Here is a 13,847-nt window from a genome sequence, read left to right as displayed (position 1 = left end):
CACGGCAAGAATCGGACACTCAGCGGAACGGTCTTGGAACGAGACGCGCACCGGGCTGTGGGCTCGAACCGCATCGCCGCGAGCGGTCGACACACCGTGCGACAGGCCGCCCCTGCTCGATGCGAGAACATTCCGAACCTGGCGATTCGAGCCCGGCGCGCCGACGGCTTTACCGCTTGCGCGCCAGTTTCCGCTGTTGGTGTGTGCGTACTCTACTGCTCGAAGGCCCGCAGATAGGCTGAAAACCGCTCGCCAAGCTCGGGATGCGCCAGTCCATATTCCACCGTCGCCTGCAGATATCCCAGCTTGCTCCCGCAGTCATAGCGCTTGCCCTGGAAGGGATGGGCGATGACGTGCTCGTCCTGGAGCAGGTCGGAGATGCCATCGGTCAGTTGGATCTCACCGCCGGCGCCCTCGCGGGTGTTTTCGAGTTTGTCGAAAATCCTGGGTGTGAGCAGATAGCGCCCGACCACCGCCAGATTCGAGGGCGCGTCCGCCGGCGCCGGTTTCTCGACGATGGAAACCACCCGCAGCTCGCCATCGCGCCCCTTCTCGACCTTGACGATGCCGTATTTGTTGGTCTCCTCGCGCGGCACTTCCTGGACGCTGAGCACGCTACAGCCATAGCGCGCATGGACATCCGCCATCTGCTCGACGACGCCCTTGCCAGGACTATGAATGAGGTCGTCGGCGAGGAGCACCGCGAAGGCTTCGTCGCCGATCACCGGCTTGGCGCACAGCACCGCATGCCCCAGGCCCAAGGCCTCGGCCTGGCGGACATAGATGCAGGTGGCCAGTGCCGGCAGCACACCGCGCACGATCCGTAGCAGATCCTGCTTGCCCGCGCTTTCGAGTTCCGCCTCAAGCTCGTAGGCTTTGTCGAAATGATCCTCGATGGAGCGTTTGCTCCGCCCGGTAATGAACACCAACTGATCCACGCCGGCCGCCTCGGCCTCTTCGGCGGCATACTGGATCAAGGGTTTGTCGACAACCGGCATCATTTCCTTCGGACTTGCCTTGGTGGCCGGCAGAAACCGTGTCCCAAGTCCCGCCACCGGGAAGACCGCTTTACGAATTTTCACCATTGCTCTTTAACTCCTGAACGATCATTTTGTTGAGCTTAAACAGTAGAGAGTTCGCGCTCGATCTCGACGAGCGCGGCATGCGGATCGACCGCTTGAGCGATCGGTCGGCCGATCACCAGATAATCGGCCCCGGCGGCAATCGCCTCAGCGGGCGTCATGACGCGCTTTTGATCGCCAACGCTCGCGCCAGAGGGCCTTATGCCAGGGGTCACCAACAGAAACTCGCTCCCCAGCGCCGCCCGCACCGAAGCGGCCTCCAGCGGCGAGCAAACGATCCCATCCAGGCCCGCGGCCTGTCCGAGCCGTGCCAGCGCCATCACCCGCTCGCGCGGCGAACCCGGACAGCCGATCGCCGCCAGATCGGTCTCGTCCAGACTGGTCAGTACCGTGACGCCGATCAGCAGGGGCGGATGTATCATCCGGCTCAAGCGCTCGCGGGCCGCCGCCATCATTCGCGAACCGCCGGAAATGTGAAGATTGACCATCCAGACGCCCAGGTCCGCCGCGACGGCGCAGGCCGCCGCGACCGTATTGGGGATGTCATGAAACTTGAGATCCAGAAAAACCTCGAAGCCGCGCCGCTGAAGCTCTTCCAGGAACGCCGGACCCAGACGGGTAAAGAGTTCCTTGCCGACTTTCAGACGACAGCGTGCCGGGTCGAGTCGCTCGACGAGGGCGAGCGCGGGCGCTTGAGCGGCAAAGTCGAGTGCCACGACGATCGGGCTGGACGGCGCCAGTGGTGGTCGGATGAGTTGTGTCAAGGGATTCTCGTCTCATGAGCGGCAATGGGTTCGGGCTGCACGGGCACGACCGTCCCCCAACTTTTGCAACTAGGGCACTGCCAGTGCAGCGAGCGCGCCTGGAAACCGCACTGTTCGCATTGATAGACGGGGTGACGAGCCAGCAGGTGTCGTGTCACCTCGAGTGCGGTCCGCAGGCGGTGCCGATGGTTTTCATCGCTCCGCGTCTCCTGCGCCAGGAGTTCGAGCTGGCGTTCGAGCCCGGACAGATCGGCATACCGCGAGAGGTACTCGGTCAACAGATCAAGGGCCGCCTCGGCGCCACGCGTCTGCTCCAACACTGCGGCAAGACTGACGATCAAGGGCGCGGTCGGATGGCGTCGCGCAAGGTTCTCAAGCAGCGCGGGCGTGTCGTCCCGGCCCGCTTGGCGCAGGGCATCGATCAGCGAGGGCAGGATCTCGGCAACATACGCGGACCCCCGATCGACCACGCGCAGAAACAGGACCACCGCCCGTTGCGGATCGCCGTCGTCCAGCGCCGCGTACCCCTCCAGCATCGCCGCGCGCACGCCGTTGGGATCGGCCTCCTGGGCCAGCATCAACTGCCGCTGCGCGGTCTCCGAATCCTGCTTGCGCCGTGCGTCTTCGGCGAGTTCGCAATGGTAGTGAGCAATCTCGACCGCCATGGATTGCTCGGTCATTGGCCTGAGCCGCTCCGCGACCTCCAGGCATTTGACCCAGTCGCGCTCGCGCTGATAGATATCCCGCAGGGCATGCAGTGCCCGCTTGCGATGCAGGTCGAGTTCGACCAGTTCCTGAAACAGCACCTCGGCCCGATCCAGCAGCCCCGCGCACATGTAATCCTGACCTAACTCGAACAGCGCGTAACCGCGCCGCTCGGCACTGAGATTTTTGCGCTCGACCAGGTTCTGATGAATGCGAATGGCGCGATCCACCTCGCCGCGACGACGAAACAGACTGCCCAGCGCCAGGTGGGTTTCCACCGTCTCGCCATTCACCTCGGCGAGCTTTAGGAACAGATCGATCGCCTTATCGGGCTGTTCCTCCAGCAGATAATTCAATCCGCGCAGAAAATCCGGATTGGCAGGCCCCACCCCGTCGCATTTGGCGCGCAGATCGCGCCGCGACAACCACCAACCGGAGGCCGCCGCGATCGGCAACAGCAAAAAAAGAAGTTCGATCATGTCAGCGACTCGTTCAACAGGAAACCGCGCCCATGAATCCGCCGCGCACGGGCAATGTCGACCCGGATCCAGTCGGGGGTCCATGACAGGCGGCAGATGAATCCGAATCGATTGCTCACGGGCCGAATCATACAGGCTCGGGGCGCGGGTCGCATGATGCGGGATGCCGATCCGGAAATCACCTGAACGTTGTTCCTCATGGTCGAGAGCCCCATCTTTTGACCTTAACGAGTAAAAACAATCGTTGTCGTTGTCGTTGTCGTTGTCGTTGTCGTTGTCGTTGTCGTGATCGTTGTCGTAATCGTTGTCGTGATCGCCACGCATGGAGCCAACGACTTCGGGACTCGCCGTCGCTCCCTTTGAACATCGCCGAAGGCAACGGTAAGGGAACCAGCGCCGATCGGCGCTGCTTTTTTGAAATCGCTCCCGGGTCGGCATTGGAAAGCGGACAAAGCTCGGATATCGAAACCATGCGGTGCGGAAGAATCCTGACCGCTATGATCGACATCGACATCGACATCGACATCGATTACGACAACGATTACGACAATGGCGCCAAAGGTATTCGCTAATGAGCTTGTTTAGCTTAATAAACCTCCCTAGGTAGATCGCCACAGACCTTCGCTTCAGGAGACCACACCGTGCAGCATTTCAAGGGCAAGACCGTCCTCATTACGGGCGCCGCGGGGAACCTCGGGCGGGCGACCGCCCGCGCGTTCGCGGCTCAGGGTGCCAGACTGGCACTGGTCGGTCGGGATCCGCGAACCCTCGCCGACGCGCAACAGGCACTCGGACCCGATCCCGAAACAGATATCTTCGCCGCGGATCTCTTGCAACCCTCGGCGGTTTCGGCGATGGTCGACCAGGTGATCGCGCGTTTCGGGCAGTTGCAGGTGGTCGCCAACCTCGCCGGCGGCTTCACCATGGGGCCGCCCGTCCATGAAACCAGCGACGCGGATTGGGATTTCATGATGGACCTGAACGCCCGGACGGTGTTCAATTGCGCCCGTGCCACGATCCCCCGGCTCCTGGACGCCGGCGGCGGGCGGATCATCAACATCTCCGCCCGCGCCGCCACCAGGGGCAGCGGACACATGGCCCCGTACTGCGCCTCCAAGGCGGCGGTCATCGCTCTGACCGAAAGCCTGGCCGATGAACTCAAGCATCAGGGAATCAACGTGAACTGTCTCCTGCCCGGCACGCTCGACACGTCCGAGAACCGCGCAGCCATGCCCGATCAGGACTTTTCCGCCTGGGTCTCGCTCGACGCGCTCGCCGAGGCGATCCTTTTCCTCGCCTCGGATGCATCCCGCGCCATCACGGGCGCGGCCATTCCAGTGTACGGACGGAGTTGATCGTTATCGTGAAACACACCTCGGAAACCCATCGACCGCCGGGGCATGCCGACAGACGCAACCCACCGCGTTCGTTCTCGATGACCGGCGACTGGCAACTCCGATCCGCCCTGCTGGCCGGCCTGATCCTCGGGGGCTTCGGCGTCGGTTCGGCGCGCGCGGCGGACGTTTACGATGAGACGACCCGACAGAGTCTGGTCGAGGCGGTCGAGGCCGCCTCCGTAGTGGATCTGTACCACGCCCGCTGCCGAGGCGATGTCTCCGGGCGCCGAACGGAGAATCTGAATAAATTGCTGGTCGGCAAGCTGCGCATCACCGTTCTGACGGTCAAGGACGACCTCTTCCCCGAACGCAGTTACCGGCACGCCGAGCAACGACTCGAACAGGACTTTGCAACCGCCCTGCGCGATGTCGGCGGCTGTCAGGGCGCCAAGGAATCGCCCCTGCCCGAACAGTGGAAAACCCGTTACGAGGCGACGCTCGATGCCATTCGCGCCTTACCCTGACCGCCCCAATGCCGTCTTGATCGATGTATAGCCACGAACAACTGATCATTCTGGATGCCGATGGCACCACCATCGACGCCTTCGACGCCATCGCGGAGACCTTCGCCCGACTCGGGATGGACCTTGGCGATCTGGAAACCTTTCAAAAACGCCGGCATCTCTTCAAATATCTTGGCGGCGTCAAGGTATTCCCCAAAAACCTGAGCCGACAGATCGGCAAACGTAAGCGTGGCTCGCTCATCGCCACGCTGACCGAGATCTATCGGGAGGAGGCCCGGCTGTTTCCAGGCATCGCCGCCTTGATGCAGCGTCTCATCGCGTCGCCCCTGGTCAAGGTGGGCGTCATCACCCGCAACATCACCGATCGCCCCGAGGAAACGTTGCGCTGTCTGTTCGGGCGCCACGGCATCGAGACGAACGCACTGGACTTTCTCGTCCATGTCCCGCTGTCCCAGGAGAAAACCGCGCATTTCCGCACCGTCCGCGAGCAGTTCCGCATCAATCCCGCCAGAACCTATGCCTGCGGCGACGAACGGAAGGACTTCCGCGCCGCCGTCGGTTCCGGAATGCACCCCTTCATGGTGTCCTACGGCTTCGAGAATCATCGGCATCTCACCGATAAGGCAGGTATTCCGGAAGAGCTGATCTCGCGCACGCCCGAGGAATTGTGTCAGCGCATCCTCCACGCACTGGACCTTGAACACACCTGCTGCAAAACCCGGCTGCTTTCATAAAGCGGTAACCCTTGTCTGCTTTACTCCGGACTTGGTACGCCTCTTTCATCGCTAAAGAGACATTTCACGGGCTAGAACAGGTTATGAGTATCCGTAAAAGCGTTACCCTGGTCGCCATTTCAGTCACGTTGGTCGTTGCCGCCACGCTCATCGTCGTGGCCCAGTTTGGTCAGACACGTTTGCACGAACGTCTGGCGCACGAGGTGACCACCAGTAAGAACCTGCTCTGGAGCCAGGTCACCGAACGACTCTACGAACGCATGGAAACCGGGATCGCGGACTTCGAGGCGGATTTCGCGCTCCGGCAGGCGTTGAAGAAAGGCGACGTCACCGAGTTGCGGCAGGCGGTCGGCTCGCTCACCAATCTGATTGGCGATCAAGGTTATTTCGATCAGCTTTATCTGTTCGACGCCGCGCAAAATCCGCTCTGCTGTGCCGACGGGAACCCGGTGCCACAAGACGTCGCCTCGCTGATACGGGTTCATTTCGGCAACGAAAAACCGCTTCGGAGCATCGGTCGCAACGCCAGCGGCGAACCGGTCGCCCTCCTGACCTTCACGCTCTCGATCCGACACCAGCCGATCGGCGCCGTCGTCTTTCAGAAACCGCTGACCGAAACGTTGGAGCGGTTCAAGACGATCGACGGCTCCGAGGTTTACCTGGTCGGGGCCGATGGTCGGTTATTCGCGGGGACGCGCCCGGAGTTGTTCGAGCAACTCGGGTTCGCGCCGCCGCCTCTGGGCGAACGTGTCCTGAAAACGAAAAACCTCGGTGAGGCGACCTATTCCGTTGCCATCCTGCCCCTTCAGGGGATCGACGGGCAACCGCTCGCCCATCTGTTCAGCATTGCCGACGAGAGTGCCATCCATGCCGCGCAGCGCCGCTTCGAATGGATCGCCTACTCCAGCGTGGCCCTGCTCCTGGTGCTGGCCACCCTCGGACTGTTCTGGTACATGCGCCACGCGCTGAAGCCACTCGATCGGGCGGTCGCCACGGTCTCCCGGCTGGCCGAAGGCGACCTGAGCGTCTCGTTCGCGACCAACCGCCGGGACGAAGTCGGTCGATTGATGCACGCCATGCAGACCATGGTCGAGCGCATTCGCGACATCGTCGGTCATCTGCACTCCGCCAGCGGGGATCTCCACCACTCGGCCGGCAACATGGCGCAGCTCGCCGCAACCAGCAAGATTCAGTTCGATCGTCAGAAGGCCGAGACCGGGAATGTGGATCTCGCCGTCACCCAGATGGCCAACTCCGCCCAGGAGGTCGCCACGCACACCACGCGCGCCGTCGGGGCCACCGCCGAGGCGCGCCAGCGCATCGAATGCAGCCGCCAGATCCTCGAACAGACCAGCGAAATCATTGGGGTCCTGGCGGTCGAGATCGATCAGGCCGCGAGCGTGGTGCTCGGTCTGGCGGACCGCAGCCAGTCCGTCGGCAACGTCCTGGACGTCATCCGCAACATCGCCAGCCAGACCAATCTGCTAGCCCTGAACGCCTCCATCGAGGCGGCGCGGGCCGGCGAACATGGCCGCGGTTTTGCCGTCGTCGCCGACGAAGTCCGCCAACTGGCAACCCGCACCCATCATTCGATTCAAGAGATCGAAACCATGATCGGCGCGCTGCAAAGAAGCTCGAAAGAGGCCGTCGGCGTGATCCATGCCAACCGCGATCGGGCCAAGCAAAGCGTGGACCATTATGGTCAGGCCGTGCTAAACCTCGACGCCTTCTCCGAATCGGTCAGCATCCTGACCGATATGACGCACCAGATCGCCAGCGCCGCCGAGGAACAGAGCCGGATGGCCGAGGAAATCGCGGGATCCATCAACCAGATCAGCCTGCTGGCGCAGGAACATGCCGATGCCGCCGAGACTGGATTTGACCAGAGCGCGCACCTGAACGCCCTCTCCGACGCACTCCGGGAACGTGTCGCCTACTTTCGGATCCATTGAGGCTGCCCCATGGACGCGAGCGCACGCATGACGGTCAACCGCAACGACGCTTGGGAGACGTCTGGAATCGCGGCGAACCGGACGCTCGCCTCTCCCGCCGACCATCAAATCTTCTTCGCGCGTGCACGGGAAACGCTTGCTTACGCACTGCAACCCATCGTCAATATTCATACCGGAAGCGTCTATGGTTACGAGGCGCTACTCCGAGGGGTGGCCACGCTCGGCTTCAAGGATGTGTTCGGCCTCCTCGCCTATGCCTGGGATTGCGGCTTCGCCTGCGACCTGGACACCCTGCTGCGCGACATGGCGATTACGTGCTTCGCGCAACTGCCGAACGCCGGACGTTCCCGTCTCTTTTTCAATCTCGATCCGCGCCTCCTCGATCTGGATCGCCCGCAGATCACCAGTGAACTGCTACGACGGCATGGTCTGAATCCCGAGGCCATCTGTCTGGAGCTTTCCGAAAATGCCAACCTGACCGCCTCGCCGCAAGTCGCCGAGCTGATCGAGGCTTATCGCCGTCGCCGTTTTCATCTCGCCATCGACGACTTCGGCAGCGGCTACTCGGGTCTTCGCCTGCTCTACGAGCATCCGCCCGATCTGCTCAAGATCGACCGCTTTTTCATCAGTGGCATCGCCGACGATCACCGCAAAGGTCTGTTCGTCGCCAATACGGTCCAACTCGCGCATGTCATGGGAATCAGCGTGATCGCCGAGGGCGTCGAGACCGTACCGGAATTCCTCGCGTGCAAGGACGCCGGCTGCGATCTGGTCCAGGGGTATCTGATCGCCTACCCGCAACTGGACATCGACTCGCTTCTGCCTCGCTACGATCAGGTCGTCGAGATCAATCAGGGCGACCGCCGCGAGTTGCACGGCGACCTGGCCTTGGTCCAGGACTGCTTGGAACGCATCCCGCCGCTGTCGGTCAGCGCCAGCGTCAAGGTCATGTTCGAGGCGTTTCGTCTGACTCGGGTCCACCAGGTCATTCCCGTGCTAGACGACGCCGAACGCCCGCTGGGTCTGATCCACGAAGTCGACATCAAGGAGTACATCTACTCCATCTACGGACGCGAACTCATCGTCAACCCGGCATTCAGCCGTGCGTTGCGGGATTTTGCCCGGCCCTGTCCGGTCGTCGATGTCCATTCTTCCGCCGAGCGGCTGTTGGAGGCATTTTCAGCCACGATCAATCCGGCCGGCCTGATCGTCACGCAGGATGACCGCTATCTGGGATTCATTTCGGCCACCTCGCTGCTGCAACTCATCGAGCAGAAGAATCTCGCCGCGGCGCGCGATCAGAATCCACTGTCCAAGCTCCCCGGCAACATTCCTATCCACGAATACGTTTCGCGCATCCTCGGCGAACGCGACAGCACTTGGCATCTGGTCTATTTCGATTTCGACAACTTCAAGGCATTCAATGATCACTACGGTTTTCGCCTGGGCGACCGCGCCATCCTGATGTTCGCGGAGCTACTCCAGAAACACCTGGGCGCCGATGACTGGTTTATCGGGCACATCGGCGGAGACGACTTCTTTGCCGGAACCAAGAACGCGCCAAGCAACCAGGTCATCGATCAACTGCGGCATCTGCTTGGGAAATTCAGCGCCGATGTGCAGAGCCTCTATGACCCCGAAGATCGCCGCCGCGGACACCTGCGCGCCCGCGACCGCTTCGGCGAGGAGCGCGACATGCCCTTGATGCGCTGCAGCGCGGCCGTGATCGAAATCCGGCCTGGCGAGGACTTCGGCAGCGTCGACAGCCTGAGCCGAATCATCGCCGCGATGAAACATCAGGCCAAGGCGAGCAGTTCCGGGCTGGTCTTTCGACACGACCCCGATCCGCGCGGATCCGCCCTCACGCTCCCGGAAGAATCGCCCCCGCCTCCAGGGAGGCCGGACAGGTAGATCGATGCGGGCAAACCACCGCCTTATCGGGCCGTTGGAACCGCAAAGGTGCGAAGGACACGAGGAGCCACAGGAACTTGCCGCAGACGCACCCCGCACCCCGCACCCGCAGCCGTTCTCATTTTGGCGTCACCCGCCATCGTAGGAGCCCGCTTGCGGGCGACATGACCTGCCAAAGGCCTTGGGTCTGTCAACCCCCGTCGCCCGCAAGCGGGCTCCTACGTCAAAATCAGCAAAATTCCGCTGTCACAAAATCGTCAAACCTAGTCGGTAAAGTGAGCGGCTCAACAGACTGCCCCCGACGGCGCGGTCAACCTCACGCCCCACACGACGAGACGAAACGCCATGAACGAGATGCATCTGTTGGTCGAGAAAAAGCGCGAGATACTCAAGCAGGGCATCCTGGCGATGGGCGATCTGGTCTCGACGGCCCTGCGGACGTCACTCGACGCACTGCGCGGACAGGATCTTGCGCTCGCACAGGCAGTCGTCTGGGACGACGAAGTCATCAACCGCGAACGCCGTACCCTGGAGCAGGAGGCGCTGGTGGTGCTGGCCGCGCATCAGCCCGCAGGCCGCGATCTGCGCCTGATCGGAGCGTCGATGGAAATGATCGCCGAGCTCGAACGGATCGCCGATCACGCCGCCGACGTGGCACGCATCCTCCTGCGGGCCGAGGGGCAAGCGTTTCCGGAGGATCCGCTCATCCACATTGCCGCCATGGGAGAGGTGGCCATGTCCATGTTCAGCGATGTCATGCATGCCTATGCGCAAAATGCTGACGCGGAGCTAGCCCGCGTCGCCGTGGCGTGCGAGAACGAGGTCGACGCCCAGGAGCAGGAAACGATCCAGGAAATCGCGGGATGGATCTGCGGCAATCCGCAAACCTCAATGGCCGGAATCGAACTCTTATGGATCGCGCACCACTATGAGCGGGTGGCCGACCGGGCGACCAATATCGCCGAACGCATCGTTTATATCGCCACCGGCGAGACGCCCGAGCTGAATTGACGCATCGCCCGACTCCGGTTCGAACCCGGCTGGGAGCGCCGGTTTGCAGCCGGCCCTTGAGCGTTCGGCTTATCGCTGGACGGAGTGGGTTGCGCGCGTTCGGGCGGGCTGCAAGCCGGCGCTCCCAGGGAGTCGCAAACTCCTCAATGCCTCAAGCCACGGCGAGGAACTCTAATTCGCCGCCGCCCGCAGCCTCGGTTTGACGGTCGCCTCGGGCTCCTGAAACTGCAGCGAGGCGAGCCGTGCGTAGAGTCCGCCCTGGGACATGAGCTCCTCGTGGCGGCCGGAGGCGACGATCCGTCCCTGGTCGAGCACCAAAATCCGATCAGCGTTGCGCACGGTCGCCAGCCGATGGGCGATGACGATGCTGGTGCGGCCCTGCATCAGGGTCTCCAGCGCATCCTGAACCAGTCGCTCGCTCTCGGCGTCGAGCGCGCTGGTCGCCTCGTCCAGCAAAAGCAGCGTGGGATTGCGCAGGATGGTGCGCGCGATGGCGATGCGCTGACGCTCGCCGCCCGAGAGCCGCACCCCGCGTTCGCCCAGATAGGTATCGAAGCCCTTGGGCAGGCGATCCAGGAACTCCACCGCATGCGCGGCCTCGGCCGCCCGGCGCACGTCGGCATCGCTGGCCGATTCCAGGCCATAGCGGATGTTCTCCCAGGCATCGGCCCCGAAGATGACGGGATCCTGCGGCACCAGCGAAATGCGCCCGCGCAGATCCTTGGGGTCCAGATGGCGGATGTCGACGCCATCGAACCGAATGACCCCCGCCGATGGGTCATAGAACCGCAGCAGCAGTTGAAAGAGCGTGGTCTTGCCCGCGCCCGAGGGGCCGACCAGCGCGAGCCGTTCGCCCGGCTCGACGGTCAGGGTCAGATCCGACAGGGCCGGCGTCTCGGGGCGCGCCGGATAGACGAAGCGAACATTCTGGAATTCGATCTGTCCGCGCGGCGGCAGGGGCAGCGACTCGGGTTCCGCGGGCGGCAGGATCGCCGGGCGAATCTCCAGCAGTTCCATCAGACGCTCGCTGGCGCCGGCCCCGCGCAACAACTGCCCGATCAGATCGCTCAACGAACCGACCGAGCCGGCGACCACCACGGCATAAAAGAGGAAAGCGGAAAGTTCGCCGCCGCTCAGCGTGCCGGCCAGCACCTGATGCCCGCCGATCCACAGCACCACGCCGATGGCGCCGAAGGTCAAGAGCGTGGCGGTACCCGACAGCACGGCGCTGGTCCAGGAGCGGCTCAGGGCGACCTTGAAGGCCGATTCGACCTGATCGCCATAGTGCCGGCGGTCGAGCGGTTCGTGACAGAACGCCTGGACGGTGCGGATACCGTGAATAACCTCGTCCACGTAGGCCCCGACATCGGCGATGCGATCCTGACTGGAGCGCGAGAGCTTGCGCACCCGCCGCCCCAGAAACCAGGCCGGACCGATGACCAGCGGCAGACCGATCAGCACCAGCCCGGTCAGCCATGGACTGGTGATCGCCAGCATCGTCAGACCGCCCAGCATCAGCAGCGAGGTGCGCAACGCCATCGCCAGCGTCGAGCCCACCACCACTTGCAGCAGCGCGGTATCGCTGGTCAGGCGCGAGATCACCTCGCCCGCGCGGGTGACCTCGAAAAAGCCCACGTCCAGTTCCAGAACCCGATCGAAGACCGCCTTGCGGATATCCGCGACCACCCGCTCGCCGATCCAGTTGAGTAGATAGGAGCGCGCCATCACCGAGCCCGCCGTCAGCACCACCACGCCCAGAAAAAGAAGCAGCGAGCGGTTCAGCGCCTCCGCCGAGCCGGTGCCCAACCCGGAATCCACCACCACCCGGATCACCTGACCGAAGGCCAGCACGGAGCCGGCGGCGATCAGCAGCGCCACCACGGCGGCGGCGAGATGGCGGACATAGGGCCGGGTGAAGCGCATCAGGCGCATCAGGGAGCCCAGTTTGCGGGTACCGGGCCGGTTGATGGAATCGGAAGGTTCGTGGCGCATGGATCGTCTCGCGGTGGCTGTGACTTGGCTGCTGTGGCTTGAGTAATGAGTCCCGAGCGAAGCCGAACGAGGGGGAGGTCGCGCTCACGTTCCCGGAAGATTGCAAGATGAGGCGAATCGAACGAAAGTCCAAGGCTTCGGCGCTGATTCGTTGCGCGGATGTCACGTCCGGCGCATCCAGGTCATAATGTCCGGCAACGCCCAATCCCCAGACCGCATGCGACCTCCGCCCATGACCGAACAACCCACCCAGCGCCATCCCACTGAGATCAATCTGCACGCCAAATCGCGTCTGCTCACCATCGTCTTCGATGACGGCGCCTCGTTCGAGTTGCCCTGTGAATATCTCCGAGTCTTTTCGCGGGCCGCCGAGGTGCGGACTCTGAACCGGCCGGTCACGGGTAAGGAAACCGTCAATATCCTCGCGATCGAGCCGCAGGGTCAGTACGCCGTGCGTATCCTCTTCGATGACGGGCATGACACCGGCATCTATTCCTGGGACACGCTCTACCGACTCGGGCAAGAGAAAGAACGCAACTGGTCAGACTATCTCGCGAAACTGGAACAGATCGGCTATCGACGGGCCGAGCCGGAAGAGGGCGAGAAACACATCCGGCTGCTCTATTTCGCCTGGCTGGCCCGCAAGCTGCGCAAGGAATCGGAGGAGTTGACGATTCCGGCGAGTGTGAAGGATGTCGAATCGCTGATGCGCTGGCTCGGGTTGCGTAAACGCGGCGCGGCGGTGCTGTTCGAGGACGGACGGGTTCAGGTGACGGTCAACAAACAGTTCAGCGAACCTTTCACCAAGCTGCATGACGGCGACGAGGTTGGGATCGTACCGACCTCTCCGACTCCGCCAGCGACGCCCGACCTGATCTGACTTATCCGAGCGAGCAAGACAGCGCGCGGATGGCGTCGCGATTGGTCCAGGATCCGGTGAGTTGGGCGGCGGCGGCGGCCGGGAGCCAGCGGTATTCCAGATGCTCGCGCGGGTTCAGCTCGATGAAACGCCGGGTTTCCAGCACCAGGGCAAACCAATATTCGCGGTTGAAACAGACATTCGGCGCGTACCGCTTGCGCCAGGCCGCAATGATCGGGAACAGCGCCGAATGACGCAGATCGATCAGCGCTCCACCCACCCGCAGCCCTGTCTCCTCGCGCACCTCACGCGCGGCGGCGAGCCGGGGCGACTCGCCGGGCTCCAGGCTCCCCGTCACCGACTGCCAGAAGGCCACCGGACGCGCGCGCCGCAGTAACAGGAACTCGCCGCCACGGGTACAGATGACGACCAGCACGGACTGCGGGCGCTTCAAGGATTCAGGGGGCATGGCGCGCTCTGTCTCGTCCTCTGGAATC

13 protein-coding genes are annotated in these 13,847 nt (G+C 63.1%); 8 read left to right on the top strand and 5 right to left on the bottom strand.

What is annotated here, in order from left to right; translation table 11 throughout:
* Window positions 1-212: 212 nt before the first annotated feature.
* Genes galU through lapB form a run of 3 tightly spaced genes read right to left on the bottom strand, consistent with a single transcriptional unit; the run spans window position 213 to window position 3,030 of the window.
* On the bottom strand, window positions 213-1,085 hold the full coding sequence (gene galU, locus CCR95_RS08490) for a UTP--glucose-1-phosphate uridylyltransferase GalU (RefSeq protein ID WP_201093510.1): 873 nt from the start codon (window positions 1,083-1,085) through the stop codon (window positions 213-215).
* 35 nt (window positions 1,086-1,120) lie between these two features.
* Window positions 1,121-1,846, bottom strand: a complete 726-nt coding sequence (gene pyrF / locus CCR95_RS08485) for an orotidine-5'-phosphate decarboxylase (RefSeq protein ID WP_420825649.1) — start codon at window positions 1,844-1,846, stop codon at window positions 1,121-1,123.
* The gene (gene lapB, locus CCR95_RS08480; protein ID WP_201093508.1) at window positions 1,843-3,030 is read right to left on the bottom strand and encodes a lipopolysaccharide assembly protein LapB; all 1,188 of its coding nucleotides are present in this window, start codon (window positions 3,028-3,030) and stop codon (window positions 1,843-1,845) included. The genes pyrF and lapB overlap by 4 nt, the downstream gene beginning before the upstream one ends.
* A gap of 218 nt (window positions 3,031-3,248) precedes the next feature.
* Between lapB and CCR95_RS25815 the strand changes: the two genes are divergently transcribed.
* From CCR95_RS25815 to phoU, 7 genes are all read left to right on the top strand, one after another.
* Window positions 3,249-3,602, top strand: a complete 354-nt coding sequence (locus tag CCR95_RS25815) for a four helix bundle protein (RefSeq protein WP_201093506.1) — start codon at window positions 3,249-3,251, stop codon at window positions 3,600-3,602.
* Window positions 3,603-3,671: 69 nt separating this feature from the next.
* The gene (locus tag CCR95_RS08470; protein WP_201093504.1) at window positions 3,672-4,385 is read left to right on the top strand and encodes an SDR family NAD(P)-dependent oxidoreductase; all 714 of its coding nucleotides are present in this window, start codon (window positions 3,672-3,674) and stop codon (window positions 4,383-4,385) included.
* 8 nt (window positions 4,386-4,393) lie between these two features.
* Complete coding sequence (locus CCR95_RS08465; RefSeq protein ID WP_338115372.1) at window positions 4,394-4,891, top strand: hypothetical protein; 498 nt, start codon at window positions 4,394-4,396, stop codon at window positions 4,889-4,891.
* A 23-nt stretch (window positions 4,892-4,914) separates the two neighbouring features.
* Window positions 4,915-5,625: an HAD family hydrolase gene (locus tag CCR95_RS08460; RefSeq protein WP_201093502.1), complete on the top strand. Its 711-nt coding sequence runs from the start codon at window positions 4,915-4,917 to the stop codon at window positions 5,623-5,625.
* A gap of 83 nt (window positions 5,626-5,708) precedes the next feature.
* Window positions 5,709-7,577: a methyl-accepting chemotaxis protein gene (locus CCR95_RS08455; RefSeq protein WP_201093500.1), complete on the top strand. Its 1,869-nt coding sequence runs from the start codon at window positions 5,709-5,711 to the stop codon at window positions 7,575-7,577.
* A 9-nt stretch (window positions 7,578-7,586) separates the two neighbouring features.
* Window positions 7,587-9,488: a GGDEF domain-containing protein gene (locus CCR95_RS08450; RefSeq protein ID WP_201093497.1), complete on the top strand. Its 1,902-nt coding sequence runs from the start codon at window positions 7,587-7,589 to the stop codon at window positions 9,486-9,488.
* A gap of 345 nt (window positions 9,489-9,833) precedes the next feature.
* Entirely contained in the window at window positions 9,834-10,499 is a 666-nt protein-coding gene (gene phoU, locus CCR95_RS08445) for a phosphate signaling complex protein PhoU (protein ID WP_201093495.1), read from the top strand.
* A 171-nt stretch (window positions 10,500-10,670) separates the two neighbouring features.
* On the opposite strand, the gene CCR95_RS08440 is transcribed toward phoU, so the two are convergent.
* Complete coding sequence (locus CCR95_RS08440) at window positions 10,671-12,491, bottom strand: ABC transporter transmembrane domain-containing protein (protein ID WP_201093493.1); 1,821 nt, start codon at window positions 12,489-12,491, stop codon at window positions 10,671-10,673.
* A gap of 232 nt (window positions 12,492-12,723) precedes the next feature.
* On the opposite strand from CCR95_RS08440, the gene CCR95_RS08435 reads away from it, so the two are divergent.
* Complete coding sequence (locus tag CCR95_RS08435) at window positions 12,724-13,371, top strand: gamma-butyrobetaine hydroxylase-like domain-containing protein (RefSeq protein WP_201093491.1); 648 nt, start codon at window positions 12,724-12,726, stop codon at window positions 13,369-13,371.
* A 1-nt stretch (window position 13,372) separates the two neighbouring features.
* Here CCR95_RS08435 and nudB read toward each other — a convergent pair whose 3' ends face one another.
* On the bottom strand, window positions 13,373-13,819 hold the full coding sequence (gene nudB / locus CCR95_RS08430; protein ID WP_201093490.1) for a dihydroneopterin triphosphate diphosphatase: 447 nt from the start codon (window positions 13,817-13,819) through the stop codon (window positions 13,373-13,375).
* Window positions 13,820-13,847: the final 28 nt, after the last annotated feature.

Source organism: Thiocystis minor (genome assembly GCF_016653465.1).
Lineage (GTDB): Bacteria > Pseudomonadota > Gammaproteobacteria > Chromatiales > Chromatiaceae > Chromatium > Chromatium minus.
The sequence above is the reverse complement of the archived record's forward strand: the minus strand, read 5'-3'. Positions and strand labels throughout refer to the sequence as shown.